A 24,250-nucleotide genomic window follows, 5' to 3' on the forward strand; every position below is an offset into this window, starting at 1 on the left:
GCCTCCGTAGACGACGCCACCGTAGACAGCTGGGAGACACCCCTCATGTTCGACTCCGTACGCGACGACCTGCGTACCACCCTCGACGAGATCCGGGCCGCCGGACTGCACAAGCCCGAGCGCGTGATCGGCACCCCGCAGTCCGCGACCGTCGCCGTCACCTCGGGCGGCCGCCCCGGCGAGGTGCTCAACTTTTGCGCCAACAACTACCTGGGCCTCGCCGACCACCCCGAGGTGATCGCCGCCGCCCACGAGGCGCTCGACCGCTGGGGCTACGGCATGGCCTCGGTCCGCTTCATCTGCGGCACCCAGGAGGTCCACAAGGAGCTGGAGCAGCGGCTGGCCACGTTCCTCGGTCAGGAGGACACGATCCTCTACTCCTCCTGCTTCGACGCCAACGGCGGCGTCTTCGAAACCGTCCTCGGCCCACAGGACGCGGTCATCTCCGACGCCCTCAACCACGCCTCCATCATCGACGGCATCCGCCTCTCCAAGGCCAAGCGCTTCCGCTACGCCAACCGCGACATGGCCGACCTGGAGACACAGCTCAAGGAGGCGTCCGGGGCCCGGCGCCGGCTCGTCGTCACCGACGGCGTCTTCTCCATGGACGGATACGTCGCCCCGCTGCGCGAGATCTGCGACCTGGCCGAGCGCTACGACGCCATGGTCATGGTCGACGACTCGCACGCCGTCGGCTTCGTCGGCCCCGGCGGGCGCGGCACGCCCGAACTGCACGACGTGATGGACCGCGTCGACATCATCACCGGCACCCTCGGCAAGGCGCTCGGCGGCGCGTCCGGCGGCTACGTCGCGGCCCGCGCCGAGATCGTCGCGCTGCTGCGCCAGCGCTCCCGCCCGTACCTCTTCTCCAACACCCTCGCCCCGGTCATCGCGGCGGCCTCGCTCAAGGTCCTGGACCTGCTGGAGGCGGCCGGCGACCTGCGCGAGCGACTCAATGCCAACACCACGCTCTTCCGTTCCCGGATGACCGAGGAAGGCTTCGACATCCTGCCCGGCGACCACGCCATCGCCCCCGTCATGATCGGGGACGCGGCGAAGGCAGGCCGGATGGCGGAGCTGCTCCTGGAGCGTGGTGTGTACGTGATCGGGTTCTCGTACCCGGTCGTCCCGCAGGGCGCGGCCCGCATCCGCGTCCAGCTCTCCGCCGCGCACTCCACGGCGGACGTGAACCGGGCCGTGGACGCGTTCGTCGACGCGCGGGCCGCGCTGGGGGAGTAGCGCCCGGCCCCGCCACCCGGGCGCCGGGGTTCCCTCCGTGACCTGGGACAATGGGCACATGATCGATGCACGGCGGCTGCGCATTCTTCGTGCGGTCGCGGACCACCGTACGGTGACTGCCGCAGCCGCCGCGCTGTATCTCACGCCCTCCGCGGTCTCCCAGCAGCTCGCCGCGCTGGAGCAGGAGACCGGACACCGGCTGGTCGAACGGGGCGCGCGCGGCGCCCGGCTCACCGCCGCCGGGGAGATCCTGCTCACCCACGCCAATGCCGTCCTGGCCCAGCTGGAGCGGGCCGAGGCGGAGCTCGCCGCGTACGGTGCGGGGGACGCCGGTACGGTCACGGTCGCCGCGTTCGCCACCGGCATCGGCCTGGTCCTCGCACCCGCGATCGCCGAGCTGACCCTCACCGCGCCCGGCATCCGGGTCCGCGTCCAGGACGCCGAGGGCGACGCGAGCGTGCCGATGGTGCTGGACCGGCAGGTCGATGTCGCGGTCGCCGTGGAGTACCGGGGCGCGCCGGGCGAGGACGACCGGCGGCTGACCCGGGTGCCGCTGTACTCGGAGCCGTTCGACGCGGTGCTGCCGGTCGGACATCGGCTGGCCGGCCAGGAACACGTGGCGATCGCCGACCTGGAGAAGGACCCGTGGATCGGCCCCTACCCGGGCAACCCGTGCCATGACGTGGTGGTCCTGGCCTGTGAGTTCGCCGGGTTCCAGCCGAGGCTGGAGCACTCCTCGGACGACTTCCGCGCGGTGGTCGCGCTGGCCGGTGCGGGCGCCGGGGTGGCGCTGGTGCCGCGGACCGCGCTGCGCGGAACGGACCTCACGGGGGTGGTGGTCCGGCCGGTGGAGGGAAGCGCGCCGACCCGCCGGGTCTTTGCCGCGGTGCGGCACGGCGCGGAGGGCCATCCGCTGATCGCGCCGGTGCTCGACGCGCTGGCCTCGGCGGCGGCACGGGAGACGGCGCTGCCGCTGCCGGCTTCGCCGTGACGCGTGCCCCGGTGGGGCGGGATGTCCGCCGTCCTGGCGCGCTCGCCCTGCGGCGGGCGTTGTCCTCAATCGCCGGACGGGTAGCGAACTGGTCGTCACGGAACGGGCGGTGAGCAAGCGCCTCGGCTCGATCTTCGCCGAACTCGGCCTTCAACCGGACGACGGCACGGTGCACCGGAGCGTGCTTGCGGTGCCGGCGTCGCTGGAGGGCATTGGGGCGGGCTGACGAGAGCGGGTGCGCTATCCGGCGTCGACCACCGGGACTCCTGGGGCGAAGCGCTCGACGGCCGCAGCCAGTCGGGTCCGGTCGAGACGCCAGCCCGCGACCGTCCGCGAGGCCAGGACCACGTCCGCGGGGACGCCCGGCACGAATGCTTGCGCTGTGGCTTGCGCGAACCGCCCCTGCCCGGGCCCGGGCAGCGGGGCCGCTCCGGGGCGGCGGGCGACACCGACCCAGGGTATGTTCGCTGCCGACCGCTGCCGCCAGAGAACTATCGCGGTGATGTCCTGCCAGGGCACGTGCGCCGTGGTCGCCCGGTAGCGTGCGGGGGATCCGCCGAGGAGCACCCCGGTCTCGTCGACGCGGAACGCCGGCTTGCGGCTCATGGCGGTGAAGGCCATGAAGAGTCCGCCGCCGCCGAACAGCGCGAGGCCCAGTCCCCGCAGGACGGGCGAAGCGTCCGCCACCAGCAGGATCACGGTGAAGACAGCCGATGCGGCAACGACGCCCAGTGTCTTGCCGTCCCAGCCGTACCGCACCTCGTACACCGGAGACATTTTGTCTGTGGCCATGGGCGGAGCATGGCAATTCCCGGCGCTCTTGGGAAGAGTGGGAGTTCGTCCGGCAGCGCACCTCACGCCGGCGGAGGCGGATGCCCGCCGGGGAGATCGCCGTCATGGTGATCACCGTCGCCTGCGTGGTCGCCACGCACAACCTCGCCGTCGTCGTCGGCTCGATCACTGCAATGGTCGTCTTCGCCAAGCGCGTCGCCCACCTCGCCGAAGTCACCGCCGTCACCAACCCCGATGACAGCACGGTCGTCTACCGGGTGACCGGCGAGCTGTTCTTCGCCTCCTCCAACGACCTCGTCGGCCGGTTCGACTACGCCACCGACCCCGAGAGGGTCGTGATCGATCTGAGCGCGGCGCACATCTGGGACGCCTCCTCCGTCGCCGCTCTCGACGCCGTGGAAACGAAGTACGCCCAGCGTGGCAATACCGTCGAGATCGCCGGACTGAACGACTTCAGCGCCCACCACCACGGCAAGCTCAGCGGCGAACTCGCGGCCGGTCACTGACCAGTGACCACAGCATGCGCGGCCGCCACCGGATCACGGGTGACCATGACGACCGTACGGCCGTCGATCCGTACCGCGTCCCGCAGCAGACCGAGCACCGGCGTCGCCGACTCCGGGTCCAGGGACGCCGTCGGCTCGTCCGCGGAGATCACAGGCGAAACCTGATCCCCGCTCGCGCGGACCGGAGCGCACGGGCAGGATGCTGTATGCCGTGTCGCGTCGCCAGGAGGTCCGCATGCCCAGCCCGAACCAGCAGCCCGTACCGTTCACCGCCGACGACTACCGGGCCCGGATGGCGCGCGCCGCCGAGACCGCCGCCGAGGCCGGGCTCGCGGGCGTGCTGGTCGCCCCCGGACCCGACCTGGTGTACCTCACCGGCTACCAGCCCGTGAACACCGAACGCCTCACCGTCCTCGTCCTCAGCGCCGGCCAGGACCCGGTCCTCGTCGTCCCGACCCTGGAGGCCCCGGACGCCGAGAAGGCCGTCGGCGCACCGGCCCTGACCCTGCGGGACTGGACCGACGGCAAGGACCCGTACGCCGTCACCGCCCCGCTGCTCGACGACCGGGGCCGCTTCGGGATCAGCGACAACGCCTGGGCGATGCATCTGCTCGGGCTGCAGCGCACGCTCCCGGGCACCGCGTACGTCTCCCTCACCGACGCATTGCCGATGCTGCGCGCGGTGAAGGACGCCCATGAGCTGGAGCGGATCGCGGCCGCCGGGGCCGCCGCGGACGCCACGTACGGCGAGATCCTCAAGGTGCGTTTCGCCGGGCGCAAGGAGACCGAGATCGCCGCCGATCTGGCCGGTCTGCTCAAGCAGTTCGGTCACTCCCAGGTCGACTTCACCGTCGTCGGCTCCGGCCCCAACGGCGCCAATCCGCACCACGAGGCGGGCGATCGCACCATCGAGCGGGGCGACATGGTCGTGCTCGACTTCGGCGGCCTCAAGCACGGCTACGGATCCGACACCTCCCGTACGGTCCATGTCGGCGAGCCCACCGCCGAGGAGCAGCGGGTCCACGACATCGTGCGCGAGGCCCAGGAGGCGGGCTGCGACGCGGTCCGGCCCGGCGTCGCCTGCCAGGAGATCGACCGGGCGGCCCGCGCCGTCATCACCGAGTTCGGTTACGGCGAGCGGTTCATCCACCGCACGGGCCACGGCATCGGCGTCACCACCCACGAACCGCCGTACATGATCGAGGGCGAGGAACAGCCGCTGGTGCCCGGGATGTGCTTCTCCGTGGAGCCGGGCATCTATCTGCCGGGCCGGTTCGGTGTCCGGATCGAGGACATCGTCACCGTGACCGAGGACGGCGGCCGTCGCCTCAACAGCACCGCGCGCGAACTCGCGATCGTCGAGTAACCGGGTAACCGGGTAACCGGGTAACCGAGTAGTCGACTAACCGGGAAGTCGAGTATCCGGGTAGCCGGCCGCGGGGGCCGCGGATCAGTCGTCGGCCAGCACCACGCAGGACTCCGGCGGCAGATGCAGCAGCCCGTCGCCGCCCGGGTCCTCCAGCGGCTCCCACGCGGCCACCACCCTGCCCGCGCCGCCCCGGCGCCGGCCGCCGCCCAGCGGGATCGTGGCCGGCTTCTCGTCGAGATTGACGGCGATCCGCAGATCACCCCTCCGGTACGCCAGCCAGCGCGCCTGCTCGTCGTGGGCGGTGCGCACCGACGCCAGGTCCGGGTCGCAGAGGTCGGGCAGGGCGCGGCGCAGCGCGATCAGCTCGCGGTACCAGGCGTGCAGCCGGGCGTGCGGCTCCCGAGCCGGTTCGCTCCAGTCCAGGCAGGAGCGGTCGCGGGTGGCGGGGTCCTGCGGGTCCGGAACGTCGTCCGCCGCCCAGCCGTGCGCCGCGAACTCCCGCCGTCTGCCGCTGCGTACCGCCTCGGCGAGCGCCGGGTCGGTGTGGTCGGTGAAGAACTGCCAGGGGGTACGGGCGCCCCACTCCTCGCCCATGAACAGCATCGGGGTGAACGGCCCGGTCAGCACGAGGGTCGCGGCGCAGGCCAGCAGGCCAGGGGAGAGGGTGGCGGAGAGCCGGTCGCCCCGTGCCCGGTTGCCGATCTGGTCATGGGTCTGGGTGTAGCCGACGAAGCGGTGGGCCGGGGTGCGGGCGATGTCGACGGGGCGGCCGTGGGTACGGCCGCGGAAGCTGGAGTACGTACCGTTGTGGAAGAACGCGCTGGTCACGGTCTTGGCGACGGCGGCCAGCGGGGCCGCGGCGAAGTCCGCGTAATAGCCCTGGGACTCGCCGGTCAGCGCGGTGTGCAGAGCGTGGTGGAAGTCGTCGTTCCATTGGGCGTGCAGCCCGATGCCGCCCGACTCGCGCGGCGTCGTCGTCCGCGGATCACAGCGGTCGGACTCGGCGATCAGCGAGAGCGGACGGCCGAGTTCGGCGGCGAGCGCGTCGGTCGCCGCGGCCAGCTCCTCCAGGAACGTCAGCGCCCGGTCGTCGGCCAGGGCGTGGACGGCGTCCAGCCGCAGCCCGTCGAGCCGGTAGTCCCGCAACCAGGCGAGCGCGCTGCCCAGCAGATACACCCGCACCTCGTCCGAACCGGGCGCGTCGAGGTTGACCGCCGCGCCCCACGGCGTGTGGTGGGTCTCGGTGAAGTACGGGCCGAAGGCCGGGAGGTGGTTGCCGGACGGTCCGAGATGGTTGTGTACCACGTCCAGGACGACCGCGAGCCCGAGACCGTGCGCCGTGTCGACAAAGCGCTTCAGCCCTTCCGGGCCGCCGTACGGCTCGTGCACGGCCCAGAGCGACACACCCTCGTACCCCCAGCCATGGGTGCCGGGGAAGGGGCAGACCGGCATCAGCGACACATGGGTGATGCCCAGTTCGGCGAGATGGCCGAGCCGGGCCGCCGCGGCGTCGAAGGTGCCCTCGTCGGTGTACGTACCGATGTGCAGCTCGTACAGGACGGCGCCCGGAAGCCCCCGGCCCGCCCAGTCGTGGCGCCAGGCGTACGCCGAGTGGTCGACGACGGCGCTCTCGCCGTCCGGCCCGTCCGGCTGCCGGCGCGAGCGTGGATCGGGCAGCACGGTCCCACCGCCCGCGCTCGCGCCTTCGCCGCCCGCGCCGGCCTCGCCCCCGTTCAGCACGAAGCCGTAGCGGTCCCCGTCCGATGCCTCCGCCTCGACCGTCCACCAGCCGTCCCGCAGGGGATCACGCCCCATCGCGCGCGGCGCCCCCGCCAGTCGCAGTTCCACCGAGTCCGCATCCGGTGCCCATACCTCGAACAGCATGTAACGCTCCTCGTCTCCTCGCCCCCGTGCTCCATGGTCGGCAGTAGCCTCGACGGCTGACTCACGACACTGGATCGAGCCCGTTACTGGCGATTAAGGTCTGGTACTGATCATTGCCCCGTCAGGTTCTGCTCAATACGCGCTCCCTCTTACGGCTGTGGAGGCCGAGATGACTGTGCCGTCGTTCCCGCCCGGTTTCCTCTGGGGGGCCTCCGCCTCCGCGTTCCAGACCGAAGGCGGGTCCGAGACGGACGGCAAGGGCCCTTCCGGCTGGGACGCCTTCGCCGCGCAGCCCGGACGGATCAAGGACGGCACCGACACCACCCGCGCGACCGGCTTCCACCGGCACTACCGCGAGGACGTCGCCCTCCTGGCCGGCCTCGGCGCCGATGCCTTCCGGTTCTCCATCAGCTGGCCGCGCGTGGTTCCCGGCGGCAGCGGGCCGGTCAACCCGCAGGGGCTCGACTTCTACGACCGCCTCGTCGACGAACTCTGCGCCCACGGCATCACCCCGGCCCCCACCCTCTACCACTGGGACACCCCGCTGGCGCTGGACGAGGAGGGCGGCTGGCTCAACCGCGACACGGCCTACCGCTTCGCCGAGTACGCGGGCATCGTCGCCGAGCGCCTCGCCGACCGCGTACCGATGTGGATCACCATCAACGAACCGGCCGAAGTGACGATGCTCGGCTACGCCCTCGGCGAGCACGCGCCCGGCCGCACCCTCCTCTTCGACGCCCTGCCCGCCGCCCACCACCAGCTCCTCGCCCACGGCCTGGCCGTACGCGCCCTGCGCGGCGCGGGCGCGGACAACATCGGCATCGCCGTCTCGCACACCCCCGTCTGGACCGCCGGGGACAGTGACGAGGACCGCCTGGGCGCCGAGCTGTACGACACGATCACCAACTGGCTGTTCGCCGACCCGATCCTCACCGGCCGCTACCCCGACGAGAACTTCGCCGCCCTGATGCCGGGCCCGGTCGAGGACGACCTGGCGACCATCTCCACCCCCATCGACTGGTACGGGGTCAACTACTACAACCCCACCCTCGTCGGCGCCCCGCACACGGAAGCCCTGGACTCCTTCTCCGGCTTCGAAATGCCCGCCGAACTCCCCTTCGGAATCCGCGAGATAGAGGGTTACGAGAAGACCGACTTCGGCTGGCCCGTCGTCCCCGACGGCCTGCGCGAAACCCTCCTCCAGCTCCACAGCCGCTTCGGCGAACGGCTCCCGCCGCTCTACATCACCGAGAACGGCTGCGCCGTCGACGAACCCGCCCGGGACACCCGCCGGATCGCCTACCTCGAAGGCCACCTGAAGGCCCTGCGCACAGCCATCGACGCGGGCGTCGACGTCCGCGGCTACTTCACCTGGTCGCTCACCGACAACGTCGAATGGACCGAGGGCGCCAGCAAGCGGTTCGGTCTCGTCCACATCGACTACGAGACGCTGCGCCGGACGCCCAAGGACTCGTACGCCTGGTACCGGGAACTCATCCGCACACAGAAGTCCTCGGTGGCCGGGCACGGCGCCCCGGAGAGGCCCGGAGCTCGCTGACCGCCCCCGCCTGATCAATGCTGCGCCACATGTACCGACCGCTGGAGCCGGCGACGCCGACAGATTCGTGGTCCGGTTCGACCGAGCAGTCCGCACCGGACGCTTCACCTATGCCGTGACCTTCTCCCCGACCTCAGACCCTGCCGGTCTCCGGTACGTGAATTCACGGAAGATCCGACCGACGAACCAAGTGCGTTATGTTGCTGGAGTGTTGGGCCTCACTCAGCACCGCAGCACCACGCGTTTGGCGCGGCTGGTCCATCGGCACGAGCGTAAGAGGGGGGCCTCATGCCCGAGTTGGAACTCTCGGCGGGAACCATCGACTACCAGGACTCCGGCGGTGACGGCCCCGTGGTCGTCCTGCTGCACGGCGTCGCCATGGACGGTTCGCTCTGGCGTCACGTAGTCGCCGGGCTCCAGGGCGACTTCCGCTGCGTCGTCCCCACGCTCCCGCTCGGCGGCCACCGCCGGCCGATGCACCCGGACGCCGACCTGTCGATCCTCGGCGTCGCCCGGCTGGTGGACGAGTTCCTCGAACGGCTCGACCTGAGCGATGTCACGCTGGTGCTCAACGACTGGGGCGGCGCCCAGAGCCTTGTCGCCGACGGCCGTGCGACCCGCATCGGCCGACTCGTCATCACCTCCTGCGAGGCCTTCGACAACTACCCGCCCGGCCTGCCCGGCAGCAACCTGGTCACCTCCGCCAGGCTGCCCGGCGGCCTGGCCCTGGCCTTCAACCTGCTCCGCCTGAAGCCCATGCGCCGGCTTCCGGTGACCTGGGGCTGGATGACCAAGCGGCCGGTGCCGCCAGAGATCATGGATGCCTGGTTCCGGCCCGTGGTCAGCTCCGCCGAGGTCCGCCGCGACCTGCGCAAGTACGTCCTCAGCACTCCACCGAAGGCCGAGCTGCTCGCCTGGTCCGAGGCGCTTCGCACCTTCGACCGCCCAGCCCTTGTCGCCTGGGCCACCGAGGACCGCGTGATGCCCCTCGCCCACGGCCGCCGCCTGGCCGAACTGCTGCCGCAGGCCGAACTCGTGGAGATCGCCGACAGCTACACGCTCATCCCCGAGGACCAGCCCACCGTCCTCACCGCCCACTTGCGGAAATTCCTCGACGGCAAGCTGTGAAGCACGCTGACGAGCGCGCAACGCAGGCAGAGCCGCCGCTCAGGACCCCTCGTCCCAGACCATGTCGAAGGCGCGCTCGAAGTTCACGTACCCGAGGCGTTCGAAGGACCTCGCCATCGGGACGTTGCCGAGATCGGTCGCGGCCCGGATCCGTTCCACGCCGTCCTGCGCCGCCAGCACCCTGGTCCCCTCGGCGAGGATGTCGTCGATGTACCCGTGGCCGCGCCGGGCGGGCAGCACACCGATGTACGCGATGATCGGGTTGTAACTGTTGCGCGCCGGAATCACGAACCCCACCGGCTCACCGTCCGGCAGTTCGGCGATGCGCCACCACTCCCGCGGTGTCGGGTACACCGCCAGCTCCTCGTCGTAGTGCTTCTCGGCCGCCTCGCGGGCGCTGAGGCCGGACGCCAGGTCGGCCCGGCCGTGCGCGTCGAGGGTGCCCTCCATCACCGGTGTCATCAGCGCGAGGAGATCCTCCCGTCCGTCGACCGGTCGGAACCGCAGACGGCCGCTGTCGGCGGGGACCGGCGTACCGGCGCGCCACTCCAGACGCAGCCGCTCGACCAGCATCTGCGCACCGGAACGCTCCATGACCCGGATCCGAGCCTCGACGCCATCGCGCACCACCGGGTCCTCGCGCCAGTCCGGCGGGACGTAGCGACCGTACTCGGGCCGCGGGGCACCGGCCGGTACGACCGCCGCCGTCGCCGCCTCCAGCAGCCGCAGGCCCGCCTCGCCGCGTTCGGGCTCGGGCAGGGTGTCGTCGAGGTCGAAGACGTCGAGCAGCAGCGGCACGTCACCGTCCCGGCTCCACCAAGCGATCCGCGCCACCACCCGCTCGCCGCGCAGCGCCACCCACAGCCACTCGGGCCGGCGGCGCCCGCTCTCCAGGTCCGCCGCGAGCTCGTGATCGAGAACGTACGAGAGCTCGCGGAAGAGCCCGAGCTCCTGCGGACCGGCGAGTGGTCGGATGGTCAATTCCCCCGGTACAGAGGTCACATGATCTCCCTGACATGCGTAAAAGGCCGCGTGGCGATCGCCGGCGGCCGGCGACGCAGACAGTAGCAACGTCTGCCCGGCAGCCGCCCCGGAATTCCCGTGCCGGTGTTCCGCGCAGGTCAGGAGGGCCGAAAGCCGGGGTTCTTCTGGACACCCCGGGGCGGTCGGCCGACAATTGACCGTGTGACGTCCCCCTTCGAGTTCCACACGTACCCCGCGCGGCTGTCGGACGCCCAGCGCGACCGGGTTCTCGGCGTGCTCAGAGACGGTGCGGCACAGGGCAAGCTGTCCCACGACACCTTCATGCGGCGCATGGAACTGGCCCTCACCGCCCGGCGCTCGGAGGAGTTGGCGGCGCTCACCGCCGACCTGGAGAGCGGAGGGCGCTGGTCGCGGCGGGTACTCCGGGTCGTGAGCGGGGTGTCCGGATTTCCCGGCCGGGTACGCCGGGTCTGGCAGACCGAACGGCTCCCGAAGCTCCTGCTCCCCGCCCCCAGCCCGTACCCCCTGCTGATCGGCCGCGACCCGGGCAACGGCCTGCGGCTCAACCATGAGACCGTCTCCCGGCTCCATGCGGAACTCACCGTGCAGGACGGCCGCTGGCTGCTGCGCGACCTCGGCTCGACCAACGGCACCTGTGTCAACGGGCAACGGGTCATCGGCACGGTCCCGGTCCGTGAGGGGGACCAGGTGAGCTTCGGCCGCATGAGCTTCCGGCTCTCCGTGCCCGTCCTCGGCCCCCCTCCCCGCTAGCCGGCCCGGCCCCAGGGCCCTTCGTCCGGATCAGGACTGCTCCTCGTACGGCGGTGCGCACCGAACACACCTCGACAGAGGTACGGATGGCCGCGGCCGGAGTCGTAGTCACCGCGGTCCCGGTACACGTGGTCCGGGGAGCGGTCGGCGAGGACTGCGCGGTGCTCGCCGTCGACCCGCCGTGCCGACGTCAACTGGCGGTCTTCTTCCGCGTCGAGCTCACCGGGGCCGCCGCGTTCACGGAGCTGCTCGGCGCCTCCGGGCCGTTCTGCCTCCGGTCGAAAGCGGACTGAGCCACGGCCCGTACGGGCGCGCCGGCATCACCCGGATGGACTCGGCCGGCTGGAGGCCCGGCAGGGACTGCGTGCCCTGCTCGACGCGATGCCCCGGCTCCGCTGGGCGGACGGCTTCCGCCCGGCCGGCACCGGGCTGCTCACCCGCGGTCCGCGGGCCCTCCTCGTCCGACCCGGCTGAGCAGCGCCACCGGCCGCTCGGCGAACAGGTCGACCGCCGCGACCGTGGCCCCGGTGAACTTCCGGCCCCCTGCCAGCAGATCGGCCCACGGCCCGTCGTCCGGCAGCGTCAGCTCCGTCCCGCGCCAGCCGCCCGACTCCGCCAGCCGCAACGACAGCCTGGTCACCGCCGTGACCACCTCGCCCGAACGGCAGAAGGCCAGGCAGTGCGCGGCCGCCGGGCCGTGGGCGCCGAGCGGGGTGTACGTTCCCGACTCGCCGAACACCTCGGGCCGGTCGCGCCGCAGCCGCAGCGCCACCGCCGTGAGCTCGCCCTTCTCGCTGGAAGGCCCGTCCTCGGGCGGGTGGCGAAACGGCCGCCGGTTGTCCGGGTCGACCAGCGCCACGTACTCCCGTTCCGTGCCCTGATACAGATCAGGCACACCCGGCATCGTCAGCTGCACCAGCGCCGCACCGAGCACATTGGCCCGTACGTACGGGTCGAGCGTGCCCGCGAACCGCTCCAGCGCCTCCCGCACCGGACCGCTGCCCGCGGCCGGCCCCGCAGCCACGAAGTCCGTCACCGCCCGCTCGTACGCCGGATCCGGCTCGGTCCAGCTGGTGAAGAGCCCCGCCTCGCGGACCGCCTTCAGCAGCGCGGGCTCCAGCCGCCCCGCCATCTCGCGGGCCGGCAGCCTCGCGCAGCCGTACGCCGTCTGCCACGCCTGCCAGGCCAGCTGTGCGTCGGGCGCCGCCGCGGGAGTCACCCGCGCCAGCTCCACCAGCAGCCAGGACCACTGCTCCGGGCACTGGGTCAGCACCGCGAGCCGGGCCCGTACATCGGCGCTCCGCTTGGTGTCGTGGGTGGTCAGCGCCGTGCCCGTGGCAGGCCGGTCGCGCGCCAGCCGGGCGCAGAACGCGTGGAACTCCTCCGGCGTCACCGCCGGATGCCCGGGATCGCCGCCCACCTCGTTCGCCGAGATCAGCGGCACGTACCGGTAGAACGCCGTGTCCTCGACCGACTTCGCGCGCAGCGCCGACGCGGTCTGGGCGAACCGGGCGCAGAACGCGGCCCGGTCGGGCCCCTCGCCCAGCCGCCCCAGCGCCAGTTCCCGCACCACATCGACGGCCGACGCCTCCTCGGGAACGGAGAACGCCGCCTTCGCGTCCTCCACGGCCCCGTCCGGGAGCGCCGCCCGGGCCGTCTCCGCGCAGGGGCCACCGGCCGTCACGTAGGGGCGGTAGACGGGTACGCGTACGAGCAGTTCGCGCACGGCGGTGTGCAGCGCCCACGGGGCGTGGTCCCGCAGCGCGGGGTCCTCGGCGCAGATGCGTACCGCGAGCCGGGTCAGCAGTGCGGTCTCGGCGGCCAGCTCATGTGTCACCACGCGGTACGCGGCCCGTCGCACGGTCGCCTTCCAGTCGCCGCCGCGGTCCCCGGCCGGTCCCGAGTACTCCCGGTAGCGGCCGATCAGCTCCGCCGCACCCATCGGATCGACGAAGAGGCCGTCGATCCGGTGCATCGCGTCGTACCCCGTCGTCCCGGCGACCGCCCAGTCCGCGGGCAGCGGTTCGGCACCGGTGAGGATCTTCTCCACCACCGTCCACCGCCCGCCGGTCGCCGTCGAGAGGCGTTCCAGGTAGGCCGCGGGGTCGACGAGTCCGTCGGGGTGGTCGATGCGCAGACCGTCGACGACCCCGTCCCGGACCAGTTCGAGGATCTTGCCGTGGGTGGCGGCGAAGACCTCGGGGTCCTCCACCCGCACTCCGATGAGGTCGGAGATGGTGAAGAACCGACGGTAGTTCAGCTCCGTACGGGCCAGTCGCCACCAGCCGAGCCGGTAGTGCTGGGCATCCAGCAGCTCGGACATCGGCAGGTGGGCGGTGCCGGTCCGGAGCGGGAACTCCTGCTCGCCGTGGCGCAGCACCTCCCCGTCGACGCGGAGCCTGTCGATCTCGACGCCGATCGGCCCGGCGAGCACCGGCAGCAGCACCTTGCCACCGCCCGCCGCCCAGTCGATGTCGAACCAGCGGGCGTACGGGGACCCATTGCCTTCGCGCAGCACCTCCCACAGCGCGTGGTTGAGGCGGGGCACGGCGGCCATGTGGTTCGGCACGAGGTCCACGATCAGCCCGAGCCCGTGCTCACGCGCCGTACGGGCCAGCTCCCGCAGCCCGTCCTCCCCGCCGAGTTCGGCGCGCACCCGGCTGTGGTCGACGACGTCGTACCCGTGTCTGGAGCCGGGCACGGCTTCGAGGACGGGGGACAGATGCAGGTGGGAGACGCCGAGCGCGGCGAGATAGGGCACGGCCTGTCCGGCGGCCGAGAACGGGAAGTCCGGCTGGAGCTGGAGCCGGTAGGTGGCGGTGGGCGTCATGCGCCGTTACGTACCCAGACTGCGGCCTTCTGTGTCACGGAACGCCGCAAAGGGCTCGACCGGCGGTGTCGTCGGCCGGGACCTACGCGGGCCGCTGCAGCACCGCCAGGCTCCGCCCGACCAGCGTCACCCGTTCACCCGCCGACACCTTCGGCCCCGAGCCGGGAAGGACCCCGGCGGGGCGGGCCGTGTCGACCACCACCAGCCACTGCCGGCCGTGATTCACCGGCACGGAGAAGTCCAGCGTCTCGGCACTCGCGTTGAACATCAGCAGGAACGAATCGTCGGAGATCCGTTCGCCGCGCGGGCCCGGCTCCGAGATCGCGTGGCCGTTGAGAAAGACCGTCAGCGCCTTGGCGTGCGCGGCCTGCCAGTCCCGCTGCGTCATCTCGCGGCCCTCGGGCGTGAACCACGCGATGTCGGAGAGCTCGTCGTGCGTGCCCTCGACCGGCCGCCCGTGGAAGAACCGGCGGCGTCGGAAGACCGGATGGTCGCGGCGGAGCCAGACCATCGCCCGGGTGAACTCCAGCAGGCTGCTGCCCAGACCGTCCCCCTCGGCGGGAGCGTCCCCGTCCGCGTCGTCCGTGTCGTCAGCCGTGGCCGCGGCCTCGGCCGGGTCGGGCCAGTGCACCCATGACAACTCGTTGTCCTGGCAGTACGCGTTGTTGTTGCCGCGCTGCGTGCGCGCGAACTCGTCGCCGTGGCTCAGCATCGGCACGCCCTGCGACAGCATCAGCGTGGCGATGAAATTCCGCATCTGCCGCATCCGCAGCTCCAGCACCTCCGGCTGGTCCGTATCGCCCTCCGCGCCGCAGTTCCAGGACCGGTTGTGGCTCTCGCCGTCCCGGTTGCCCTCGCCGTTCGCCTCGTTGTGCTTGTCGTTGTACGAGACCAGGTCGTGCAGGGTGAACCCGTCGTGGCAGGTGGTGAAGTTGATCGAGGCGAGCGGCCGCCGTCCGTCGTCCTGGTAGAGGTCCGACGACCCGGTCAGCCGCCCGGCGAACTCGGCGAGGGTCCTCGGCTCGCCCCGCCACAGGTCCCGCACGGTGTCCCGGTACTTTCCGTTCCACTCCGTCCACAGCGGCGGGAAGTTCCCCACCTGGTAGCCGCCCTCGCCCACGTCCCACGGTTCGGCGATCAGTTTCACCTGGCTGACCACCGGGTCCTGCTGCACCAGATCGAAGAACGACGACAGCCGGTCCACCTCGTGGAACTGCCGGGCCAGGGTGGCCGCCAGATCGAAGCGGAACCCGTCCACGTGCATGTCCGTGACCCAGTACCGCAAGGAGTCCATGATCAGCTGGAGCACGTGCGGCGACCGCATCAGCAGGGAGTTCCCGGTCCCCGTGGTGTCCATGTAATATCGCTGGTCGTCCGCGAGCCGGTAGTACGAGGCGTTGTCCAGCCCCCGGAAGGAGAGCGTCGGACCCAGGTGGTTGCCCTCCGCGGTGTGGTTGTAGACCACGTCGAGGATCACCTCGATGCCCGCCTGATGCAGCGCCCGTACGGCCTGCTTGAACTCCAGCACCTGCTCGCCGCGGTCGCCCCAGGAGGCGTACGCGTTGTGCGGGGCGAAGAAGCCGATGGTGTTGTAGCCCCAGTAATTGGCCAGCCCCGCGTCCGCCAGCCGGTGGTCCTGGACGAACTGGTGCACCGGCATCAATTCGATCGCCGTGACGCCCAGTTCCGTCAGGTGCGCGATCACCTCCGGATGGGCCAGCCCCGCGTATGTGCCGCGCAGCTCCTTCGGCAGCGCCGGATGGAGCATCGTCAGGCCCTTCACATGGGCCTCGTAGATCACGGTGCGGTGGTAGTCCGTACGGGGCCGCCGGTCGTCGCCCCAGTCGAAGTACGGGTTGACCACGACCGAGGTCATGGTGTGGGGCGCCGAGTCGAGATCGTTGCGCGCGTCGGGCCGGCCGAACGGATAGCCGTACACCGCCTCGCCCCAGCGGATCTGCCCCGCGACGGCCTTGGCATACGGGTCGAGTAGCAGTTTGGCCGAATTGCAGCGGACGCCGCGCTCCGGTTCGTACGGGCCATGCACCCTGAATCCGTACCGCTGACCAGGCATCACCCCGGGCAGATAGGCATGGCGGACGAACGCGTCGGTCTCCCTGAGCTCCACCGCCGTCTCGGAACCGTCGTCGTGCAGCAGGCACAACTCGATTCGGTGGGCGGCCTCCGAGAAGACCGCGAAGTTGGTCCCGGCGCCGTCGTACGTGGCACCGAGCGGATACGCCTGTCCCGGCCAGACCTGCATAGGTTCGACTCTTCCACTTCTGATCCGGGTGTCTGGGGCTTTCGGGCTGCTTGTGCCAGATCTTCCCCGAAAGTGGTGCGGCTACCTAGGACGTCGCGCGGTCCGGTCAACATCGGGCCTCTCCGTGTCGCCCGGAACGGGAATCCGGGGTCCCGAGCCGGTCGCGGGCCCCGTGCAGGGCCCCCGACGGGGTGCCCAATCACTATGAATCCGCTCACTACGGCAAATCTCGTACCTGGAACATGCCTATGTCACAGGGGAGTTGACGAAGCAGCCTGCGCATCCTGCTGCACCGGATCCCGCTCGCGGAGTACCCTTCCTTGATCGTTGGTGGGGGAGTGGAAGGCGGTGCGCGGGTGAGCTCGGGAGGGTTCGAGCTGCCTCCAGGTGACACAGGTCACGAGGGGGAATCCACCGATGCCCCGCCCGGGGCGATCTCACTTGCGCGGCCCATGGAGATCGGCGCGGAACTGGACTGGGGAGCGGACGCCTGGAGCGAGGTGCGTACGCGCGCCCAGCGGGCCGGGCGTGCCTACATCTGGCTGAATCTCGTGGAACAGCGACTGCGTGCCGTGGTCGCCGCGGTGCTCCGACCCATCTACGAGCCGGTCCACGGCGAGGACTGGGTGGTGGCCGCCGCCGGGCCCGCCGGGCAGGAATGGGTGCAGCGCGCCGTCGCCGTACGAGAGGTCTCGCGCCGCAAGGGCTATCTGCTGGACCCGGCCGACGACAACGTGCTGAGCTTCCTCACGCTGCCGCAGCTGCGCGAGCTGATGGTCCAGCACTGGCCGTGCTTCGAGCCGTACTTCGACGATCGGCGCGAGGTCGAGCTGGCGCTCGACGAACTGGAGGTCGCCCGCAACGTGGTCTCCCGCAACCGGGCCCTGAACGAGGCGGTCCTCGCCCAGGCCGAGCGCGCCTCGGCCCGGCTCCTGGAGATCCTGGGCAGCGGGGCGGTGGTCCCCTCGTCCGACCGGCTTCCGGTCGACGCCGTCGAGGAGCTGGTCGGCGACCGGTACGCGGATGTGGTCTCCGTCCACTCCGACCGGGTGCGGCTCCAGCGCCAGCTGCCCGCCGAGGACCTCTTCGGCGGTTCGCGCCGCCTCGACGCGATCGGCATCGGGCTCAATCTGCTGGTGCAGAACTTCTCCGGCCGCCGGCTGATCCGGCTCGCCGAGTCCGGCTGCCGGGTCCGGCTCCTCTTCATCAACCCGGCGAGCAGCGCCGTCAAGCGCCGTGAGCGGGAGCTGGGCCTCAAGAAGGGGGAGCTGAGCCGGTCGGTGGAGATGAACATCCTCCATATGCGCCGGGTCCGCTCCAAGCTCCGCGATCCGGGCGCGTTCGAGATCCATGTCTTCGACGAGACGCCGCGCTTCACGGCCTATCTGGTGGACGGTGACGGGACGGACGCGGTCGGGGTCGTCCAGACCTATCTGCGGCGCGCACGCGGCATGGAGGCGCCCGTTCTGGTGCTGCGGGGCGGTGGGCGCGCGGTGGTCCGGGCGGGGCAGGAGAACGAGCACGGGCTGTTCGAGACGTACCGCGAGGAGTTCGAGTCGGTGTGGGCGGACTCCAGGCCCGTCTCCTGACGCCTCTTCCAGCGTTGTCAGTGGTGCGTGCGAAGGTGGTCATCACTTGGGGGAACGCACCACAGAAGGAGGTACGGGATGAGCTGGCACCAGGAGTGCCCGGTCGGCTTCGGCCCGCAGACGAGCGGCACGGACCGGCTGGAGGCCCGGATCGTCACCGCCGCGGTCGTCGAGGCGGTGGTGGGCCGATGAGCTGGATCAGCGGGCCGTTGCTGGCGTTCGACCTGGAGACCACGGGGACGGATGTCGAGACCGACCGCATCGTGACGGCGGCGGTCGTCCGGCTGGAGGTGGACGGATCCGTGTCGCAGGAGCGGACCTGGCTGGTGAATCCCGGTGTGGCCATACCCGAGCAGGCATCGGCGATCCACGGCATCTCGACCGAACGTGCCCGCGAGCACGGGGTGTCGGCCGCTTCCGCGATCGAGGAGATCACACGGGCCGTCGCCGACGGGCTGCGCTCAGGGACGCCGCTGGTGGTGATGAACGCCCGCTATGACCTGTCCCTGCTCGACCGTGAGTGCCGGCGGTACGCGATCGAGTCGGTCAGCGAGCGACTGGGCAACGCGCCTTCGCCCGTCATCGATCCGTTGGTGATCGACAAGCATGTCGACAAGTACCGGAAGGGGAAGCGGGCCCTCCACGCGCTGTGTGCCCACTACGGGGTGTCGCTCGACGACGCGCACGACGCGAGGGCGGACGCCGTGGCCGCTGCCCGCGTGGTGCGACGTATGGGGGAGAAGTACCAGCCCGTCGGAGTGATGCCGTTGGAGGACCTGCAGGGTCTCCAGGTGCACGCGGCAGCCGAGCAGTCGCTCTCCTTGCAGGCCTATCTGCGACGCACCGCGGATCCGGCGGCAGTCGTCGAACCGGCCTGGCCGCTCATCCCCCGGCCGGCCCTGACGACGTCGGGGGGTGATTGATGCGTCGCCAGGACAGCTCCGGAATGTTGGTCACCGCGTGAAGCCGTCGATGCCCACGACGGTCACACCGAAGCCGGCGATCTCCGGATTTAACGGTGGGGGGAAGCCGCGCGCCAAGGCGGCGAGTCAGGAGCCGCCAACCTCACAGCTTGCCGAAGACCACTCCGCGCCAGGTCCAGCCCGACTCGAGGGCGGCGTTCCGCAGGGGGTTGGTCAGCTCCGCGCTGTCGAAGCTGAATGTCTCCGTCGCTTCGAGGCGGCCGTTTTCCCCGCGTTGGAGCGTCCAGCGGCGGGAGACGGTCCTGCCCGAGCCGCGCGAGTACTCCGACGAAGTCTGGAGCCGCGGAGGATTCCCGACGCGGGTGACCTCCCACTGCTCCTCGACGGCACGCACCTCAGGGACCTCCTTGACCAGGCGCATCCGGATCCGGAGGGCGTGCGTCAGCTGGGACCCGATGAAGAAGGTCTGCCAGGCCGGCTCGGCGATCCGCCACTCCGCCACCAGATCGGCGTCATGTGCTGCGCCGTCGCGGACGATGTACGGGACATCCGGCCGGTTGAGGCTGAGCAGCGCCGTCCGCAACTCCTCGGCTGAGCATGGCGCGACCCCGTCCTCGGGGCGCTTGGTTCCGGTCAGCATGTCGAAGAATCCCATGAGGTCAACCTATGAGGGGTCGGATTGGCGGTGCAAGAAGGGCCGTTCCGGCGGGACGTCCTACGAAGCCGCGCCGGTGTCCGGCCGGACCGTGCGCACGAAGTCCCGGAAGTCCTCCAGGACGGCGAGGTGCTGAGACGCGGTCACCGTCAGGATCAGACGGATCACCGCCCGCCTGCTCGGATCGGCGACGTCCAGCATGGACAGGTAGACCTGCGACTGCCGACGGGGCCGGCGTCGGCGCGGCCGTTGGCCGAAGCCTCGCCGCCCGCGAAGGCGGGCCTGGGCCTGGACGCCCTCATGGGTGGTGCCGGCGCCCCGGGCCTCGGCGCCGCACCCTCGCCCGGACAAGGGCGTACGCCCATGAGGACCGTTCGAAGGACCGACAGGGAGACACGAGCGACCGGGTGCACAGCGGTGCGGGCGGCGGCCCGTCGCGCGTATCCAGCGCTTCTGTGCGACGGGAAGCGTCGTTCAGAAGGGGTACCAGCGCACCTCGGGGTCGTCCTCGCGCAGTGACGCCACCCTGCGCCGGAATTCCGCCAGCGCTTTGGGGTTCGCCGGCGCGTGCTGGGACACCCAGGCGCAGCTGGCCGTCTCCCGCGCCCCGCGCAGCACCGCGCAACCGTCCCATTCGCGGACGTCCCAGCCGTACGCGGCGGTGAAGGCGTCGTACGCCTCGGCCGCCAGCCCGTACCGGTCCCGGGACAGTGCGAGCACCACCAAATCGTGCTCACGCAGATCGGCGGAGAAGGTCTCCAGATCGACCAGCACCGGCCCGTCCGGGCCGACGTGGACATTACGGGGGAGGGCATCGCCATGGATCGGACCGGGCGGCAGATGGGGGACCAGCGCGGCCGCCGCCGTCGCGAAGCCGTCGCGGCGCTCACGCAGATACTCGGCGTCGGCCGGGTCGATCGCATCGCCCGCGAGCCGGAGCCAGCGCTCGACCCCGCCCAGCAGCTCACGGCGCGGAAGGGCGAAACCGTCCGGCGCGGGCAGCGCGTGGACCAGGGTGAGCAGCCGCGCCAGATCCTGCGGCTCGGCCGGGCGTACGGCATCGGGCAGCCGGTGCCAGAGCGTCACCGGGTGGCCCTCCACCAGCCGCGCCCGGGGCTCGGCGGCCCGCACGGCGGGGACCGCCGAGGCGGCCAGCCACTCGGCGACGGCCACCTCGCGCTCGGCCCGGTCCCGCAGTTCCGGGTTCCGCACGGCGTCCCGGCCGACCTTGACCACCAGGTCGCCCACGGCGAACACCGCGTTCTCACCCAACGCGAGCAGCTCCGCACCGCCGGACAGTCCGGCAGCGGTCAGCACCTCGCGCGCACGCTTCTCGTTCATCGGATTCCTCCGTGGATACTCCGCCCTTCAGGGCGGAGAGGAAACGGACTCCTGCGGAGCAGGGGTCCGGGCGGGCAGTCGGCGACGAAGCAGAAACCCCCACGGCGCGAGCCGTAGGAATCCCCCTCGTTCACGAGGGGGGAGGAAGCCAAGGCTCCGATTTTCGCATCCGTGCAGGCCCGCTTGACGAACCGACGGCCCGTCAGCACGATGACGAGGGCCACCTGAGCGGCCAGAACGGTATGAAACCGATCGAATCACGCAAGGGGGCGAATTCATGACATTAGCTAGTGCGACCGTAAAATCCGGGACACACGGCCCGCCCGGCAGCCCGCATGACAAGCAGCACCGGCCGGTCAACCGGAGCGCCGGCTCCTGGTTCCTGGTGCTGCCCGCGCTGATCCCGATCCTCATCCTCAGCGTCGGCCCGCTCCTCTACGGCATCGCGCTGGCTTTCACCGACGCGCAGTCCGGCCGCACCCGCTCCACGCAGTGGGTGGGCGGCCTGAATTTCCAGGACCTGTTCCACGACGCCCTCTTCTGGGAGTCCTTCCGGATCGGTCTCCTGTGGGCGGTCGGCGTCACCGTCCCGCAGTTCGTGCTGGCGCTCGGCCTCGCCCTGCTGCTCAACCAGAATCTGCGGATGCGCTGGCTGGCGCGGGCGCTGGCGATCATTCCGTGGGCGATGCCCGAGGTGGTCGTCGGCATCATGTGGCGGCTCGTCTACAACCCGGACGCCGGGGTCCTCAACGAGACCATCCGCGATCTCGGCCTCGGCGACGGCCGGGCCTGGCTCACCGGACTCGCCACCGCCCTGCCCGCCGTGATCGTCGTGGGCGTCTGGGCCGGCATGCCGCAGACCACCGTCGCCCTGCTGGCCGGACTGCAGAACACCCCGCACGAACTCCACGAGGCCGCCGCGCTGGACGGAGCGGGCGCCTGGCGCCGCTTCCGTACCGTCACCTGGCCCGCGCTCAGACCCGTCGCGCTCTCCATCACCGCGCTCAACTTCATCTGGAACTTCAACTCCTTCGCCCTGGTCTATGTACTGACCAACGGCGGACCCGGCGGCCGTACCCGGCTGCCGATGCTCTTCGCCTACGAAGAGGCATTCCGCTACGGACAGTTCGGCTACGCCGCGGCGATGGGCTGTGTGATGGTCGCGGTGATCTCCGTGACCCTCGCCGCGTATCTCGTCGGCCGGCTCAGGGGAGGCGAGGACCGATGAGCGTGCGTACCAGCAGATCCGCACGTGCCGGACAGTACGTCGCACTGCTCGGCTATCTCGTCTTTCTGGCGTTCCCGTTCCTGTGGCTGATCTCCACCGCCTTCAAACCGGCGCGCGAACTGGGCTCCCTGCACCCGACCTGGATCCCGGAACATCCGACGCTCGACAACTTCCGCGCGGCGTTCGACGAACAGCCGCTGCTCCAGGCCGCCGCCAATTCGCTGATCGTCGCCCTGTGCGCCGCCGTCGTCGCGGTCCTCGTCGCCACGCCCATGGCGTATGTGACGGCCCGCCACCGCTCCAGGCTCTCGACGGCGACCACCGGCTGGGTCGTGGTCAGCCAGGCGTTCCCGTTCGTCCTGCTGATCATTCCGCTCTTCCTGATCCTGAAGAACCTCCATCTGATCAACACCTTGTGGGGGCTGGCCATGGTGTACGTGGTCTGGGCGCTGCCGTTCGCGCTGTGGATGCTGACCGGATACGTACGGGCCGTGCCCGCCGAGCTCGAAGAGGCCGCGTCGGTCGACGGCGCGGGCCGGCTGCGTACGCTCGTCTCGGTCACCGCCCCGCTGCTGGCCCCCGGCATCGTCGCCACGGCACTCTTCGCGTTCATCACCGCGTGGAACGAGTTCTTCTTCGCGCTCGTCCTGCTCAAGACACCGCAGAAGCAGACCTTGCCGGTCGTACTGACCCACTTCCTCGGCGCGGAGGGAGCGGCCGATCTCGGGCCGCTCGCCGCCGCCGCGTTCCTCGCGACCCTTCCCTCGCTGGTCGTCTTCGCGCTCATCCAGCGGCGGATCACCGGTTCCATGCTGGCCGGGGCGGTGAAGAGCTGATGCGCGCACGGGTACGGACGACGGCCGCCGCCGCGGCCACCGCGCTGGCTCTGCTGCTCACCGGCTGCGCGGGTACGGACGACGGCAGGAGCGACGACGGCCGGACCGAGCTCAGCTTCCAGTCGCTGGCCTGGCAGAAGGAGTCCGTCGACGCCAACAAGCAACTGGTGAAGGAGTGGAACGCGACCCACCCCGACATCCATGTCACCTACGTCCAGGGCAGCTGGGACACCGTCCACGATCAGCTGCTCACCTCCTTCGAGGGCGACGAGGCCCCGGACGTCATCCACGACGCCTCCGACGACCTCGCCGACTTCGCGTACGGCGGCTACCTCGCCGATCTGCGCACGCTCCTCCCGGACCGGCTGACCGCCGACATCCCGCAGCAGAGCTGGCAGACCACCACCTTCGGCGACGGCGTCTACGGGGTGCCGTTCCTCCAGGAGCCCCGCGTACTGATCGCCAACACCCGGATCCTCAAGGAGTCGGGGGTCCGTGTCCCCACGCCCGACAGCCCCTGGAGCTGGGCCGAATTCCGGCAGGTCACCAAGGAGCTGACGGGCAAGGGGAGATACGGCGTCGCCTGGCCGCTCAAGGAGCCGGTCTCCGTCACCCTCAACCTCGGGCTCTCCGCCGGTGGCCGGCTCTTCCACCGCGGCGCCGACGGCAAGGTGACCATCCGGGCGGGCGAGGGCGACCAGGTCGTCCCCGGCATCATTCACGACCAGGTGAACACCGACCACAGCGCCGCACGCACCGCGCTCGGCATGGGCGGCTCCGACACCCTGCCGGGGTTCTTCGGCGGCAAGTACGCGATGGTTCCGCTCGGCTTCTCGTACCGCCAGCAAGTCGTCGAGCAGGCCCCCGAGGGCTTCGAGTGGACGGTGCTGCCCGCCCCCGTCGGCGGCGGGGGATCCGCCCAGGGGGTGAGCCCGCAGACCCTCTCCGTCTCGGAGGCCAGCCCGCACAAGAAGGAGGCCGCGCAGTTCATCGACTTCCTGCTGCAACCGCGGAACATGGTGCGCCTGGCCAAGGGGGACTGGATGCTCCCGACCGGCACGGCGGCCCTGGCGGACCCGGCCCTGCACACCGACAAGGACGGCTGGTCGACCGGTGTCGCGGTCGCGGAGGGGCTCCGGCCGGCGCCCGCCCAGGCGGTCCGCGGCTACCCGGAATGGAAGGACAAGGTAGCCACCCCCGCCCTCCAGGAGTACTACAGCGGGGCGATCGGGGCGGCGGAGCTGAGAGGACGTCTGGTGGACGACGGGAACCGGGTGCTGGCCCGCTATCAGCGCTGAGACGCCGACGGCCCCCACCTCATCGGGGCCGAACCGCACATGTGGCGGGCGGGGACGGAATCAAG

At 71.1% G+C, this 24,250-nt stretch carries 19 protein-coding genes and 4 pseudogenes; 14 read left to right on the top strand and 9 right to left on the bottom strand.

Annotated elements, in window-relative coordinates:
• Nucleotides 1-45 precede the first annotated feature (45 nt).
• Both OH735_RS29605 and OH735_RS29610 read left to right on the top strand, forming a co-directional pair.
• Nucleotides 46-1,239 (top strand): glycine C-acetyltransferase, encoded by a 1,194-nt coding sequence (locus OH735_RS29605; protein ID WP_406384703.1) that lies wholly within the window; start codon nt 46-48, stop codon nt 1,237-1,239.
• 58 nt (nt 1,240-1,297) lie between these two features.
• Nucleotides 1,298-2,230 carry a LysR family transcriptional regulator gene (locus OH735_RS29610; protein WP_406384704.1) on the top strand — a complete coding sequence of 311 codons (933 nt, stop codon included), beginning with the start codon at nt 1,298-1,300 and terminating at the stop codon, nt 2,228-2,230.
• Nucleotides 2,231-2,470: 240 nt separating this feature from the next.
• Here the strand turns inward: OH735_RS29610 and OH735_RS29615 are convergent, their stop codons facing one another.
• Complete coding sequence (locus OH735_RS29615; RefSeq protein ID WP_406384705.1) at nt 2,471-3,022, bottom strand: hypothetical protein; 552 nt, start codon at nt 3,020-3,022, stop codon at nt 2,471-2,473.
• Nucleotides 3,023-3,093: 71 nt separating this feature from the next.
• On the opposite strand from OH735_RS29615, the pseudogene OH735_RS29620 reads away from it, so the two are divergent.
• Nucleotides 3,094-3,528: pseudogene (locus OH735_RS29620) on the top strand (STAS domain-containing protein); the annotation flags it as partial.
• Here the strand turns inward: OH735_RS29620 and OH735_RS29625 are convergent.
• A pseudogene (locus OH735_RS29625) lies at nt 3,522-3,680 on the bottom strand (ABC transporter ATP-binding protein); the annotation flags it as partial. The pseudogenes OH735_RS29620 and OH735_RS29625 overlap by 7 nt on opposite strands.
• Nucleotides 3,681-3,763: 83 nt before the next feature.
• On the opposite strand from OH735_RS29625, the gene OH735_RS29630 reads away from it, so the two are divergent.
• Nucleotides 3,764-4,894 carry an aminopeptidase P family protein gene (locus OH735_RS29630; RefSeq protein WP_406384707.1) on the top strand — a complete coding sequence of 377 codons (1,131 nt, stop codon included), beginning with the start codon at nt 3,764-3,766 and terminating at the stop codon, nt 4,892-4,894.
• Between the two features lie 84 nt (nt 4,895-4,978).
• On the opposite strand, the gene treZ is transcribed toward OH735_RS29630, so the two are convergent.
• On the bottom strand, nt 4,979-6,781 hold the full coding sequence (treZ, locus tag OH735_RS29635; RefSeq protein ID WP_406384709.1) for a malto-oligosyltrehalose trehalohydrolase: 1,803 nt from the start codon (nt 6,779-6,781) through the stop codon (nt 4,979-4,981).
• Between the two features lie 169 nt (nt 6,782-6,950).
• On the opposite strand from treZ, the gene OH735_RS29640 reads away from it, so the two are divergent.
• Nucleotides 6,951-8,339, top strand: a complete 1,389-nt coding sequence (locus tag OH735_RS29640; RefSeq protein ID WP_406384711.1) for a GH1 family beta-glucosidase — start codon at nt 6,951-6,953, stop codon at nt 8,337-8,339.
• A gap of 288 nt (nt 8,340-8,627) precedes the next feature.
• Complete coding sequence (locus OH735_RS29645) at nt 8,628-9,467, top strand: alpha/beta fold hydrolase (protein WP_406384713.1); 840 nt, start codon at nt 8,628-8,630, stop codon at nt 9,465-9,467.
• Nucleotides 9,468-9,506: 39 nt separating this feature from the next.
• Here OH735_RS29645 and OH735_RS29650 read toward each other — a convergent pair whose 3' ends face one another.
• On the bottom strand, nt 9,507-10,469 hold the full coding sequence (locus tag OH735_RS29650; protein ID WP_406384715.1) for a GNAT family N-acetyltransferase: 963 nt from the start codon (nt 10,467-10,469) through the stop codon (nt 9,507-9,509).
• Between the two features lie 183 nt (nt 10,470-10,652).
• Here OH735_RS29650 and OH735_RS29655 point away from each other — a divergent pair, with 183 nt between their 5' ends.
• The 3 genes and pseudogenes from OH735_RS29655 to OH735_RS29665 form a co-directional block, all read left to right on the top strand.
• On the top strand, nt 10,653-11,222 hold the full coding sequence (locus OH735_RS29655) for a DUF1707 and FHA domain-containing protein (protein ID WP_406384717.1): 570 nt from the start codon (nt 10,653-10,655) through the stop codon (nt 11,220-11,222).
• A gap of 41 nt (nt 11,223-11,263) precedes the next feature.
• Nucleotides 11,264-11,515, top strand: a pseudogene (locus OH735_RS29660) (LysR family transcriptional regulator); the annotation flags it as partial.
• Nucleotides 11,516-11,555: 40 nt separating this feature from the next.
• A pseudogene (locus tag OH735_RS29665) lies at nt 11,556-11,696 on the top strand (cytochrome); the annotation flags it as partial.
• On the opposite strand, the gene treY reads toward OH735_RS29665, so the two are convergent.
• On the bottom strand, nt 11,656-14,052 hold the full coding sequence (gene treY, locus OH735_RS29670) for a malto-oligosyltrehalose synthase (RefSeq protein WP_406384719.1): 2,397 nt from the start codon (nt 14,050-14,052) through the stop codon (nt 11,656-11,658). The pseudogene OH735_RS29665 and the gene treY sit on opposite strands and share 41 nt — an antisense overlap.
• Nucleotides 14,053-14,134: 82 nt before the next feature.
• Nucleotides 14,135-16,315 (bottom strand): glycogen debranching protein GlgX, encoded by a 2,181-nt coding sequence (gene glgX, locus OH735_RS29675; protein ID WP_406384721.1) that lies wholly within the window; start codon nt 16,313-16,315, stop codon nt 14,135-14,137.
• Between the two features lie 356 nt (nt 16,316-16,671).
• Here glgX and OH735_RS29680 point away from each other — a divergent pair, with 356 nt between their 5' ends.
• Entirely contained in the window at nt 16,672-17,904 is a 1,233-nt protein-coding gene (locus OH735_RS29680) for an SAV2148 family HEPN domain-containing protein (protein ID WP_406384723.1), read from the top strand.
• 188 nt (nt 17,905-18,092) lie between these two features.
• Complete coding sequence (locus tag OH735_RS29685; protein WP_406384725.1) at nt 18,093-18,827, top strand: 3'-5' exonuclease; 735 nt, start codon at nt 18,093-18,095, stop codon at nt 18,825-18,827.
• Nucleotides 18,828-18,969: 142 nt separating this feature from the next.
• Here OH735_RS29685 and OH735_RS29690 read toward each other — a convergent pair whose 3' ends face one another.
• The 3 genes from OH735_RS29690 to OH735_RS29700 all read right to left on the bottom strand — a co-directional run bounded on the left by OH735_RS29690 (nt 18,970) and on the right by OH735_RS29700 (nt 20,823).
• The gene (locus OH735_RS29690; protein WP_406384727.1) at nt 18,970-19,482 is read right to left on the bottom strand and encodes a hypothetical protein; all 513 of its coding nucleotides are present in this window, start codon (nt 19,480-19,482) and stop codon (nt 18,970-18,972) included.
• A gap of 60 nt (nt 19,483-19,542) precedes the next feature.
• Nucleotides 19,543-19,833, bottom strand: a complete 291-nt coding sequence (locus OH735_RS29695; RefSeq protein ID WP_406386973.1) for a hypothetical protein — start codon at nt 19,831-19,833, stop codon at nt 19,543-19,545.
• Nucleotides 19,834-19,956: 123 nt separating this feature from the next.
• Nucleotides 19,957-20,823: a phosphotransferase enzyme family protein gene (locus OH735_RS29700; protein ID WP_406384729.1), complete on the bottom strand. Its 867-nt coding sequence runs from the start codon at nt 20,821-20,823 to the stop codon at nt 19,957-19,959.
• Between the two features lie 277 nt (nt 20,824-21,100).
• Here OH735_RS29700 and OH735_RS29705 point away from each other — a divergent pair, with 277 nt between their 5' ends.
• The 3 genes from OH735_RS29705 to OH735_RS29715 are packed head-to-tail and all read left to right on the top strand — an operon-like array spanning nt 21,101 to nt 24,185.
• The gene (locus OH735_RS29705; protein ID WP_406384731.1) at nt 21,101-22,051 is read left to right on the top strand and encodes a carbohydrate ABC transporter permease; all 951 of its coding nucleotides are present in this window, start codon (nt 21,101-21,103) and stop codon (nt 22,049-22,051) included.
• On the top strand, nt 22,048-22,887 hold the full coding sequence (locus OH735_RS29710) for a carbohydrate ABC transporter permease (protein ID WP_406384733.1): 840 nt from the start codon (nt 22,048-22,050) through the stop codon (nt 22,885-22,887). Before OH735_RS29705 ends, OH735_RS29710 begins: the two co-directional genes overlap by 4 nt.
• Nucleotides 22,887-24,185 carry an ABC transporter substrate-binding protein gene (locus OH735_RS29715; RefSeq protein ID WP_406384735.1) on the top strand — a complete coding sequence of 433 codons (1,299 nt, stop codon included), beginning with the start codon at nt 22,887-22,889 and terminating at the stop codon, nt 24,183-24,185. The genes OH735_RS29710 and OH735_RS29715 overlap by 1 nt, the downstream gene beginning before the upstream one ends.
• Nucleotides 24,186-24,250: the final 65 nt, after the last annotated feature.

This window comes from Streptomyces sp. NBC_01618 (assembly GCF_045209435.1).
Lineage (GTDB): Bacteria > Actinomycetota > Actinomycetes > Streptomycetales > Streptomycetaceae > Streptomyces.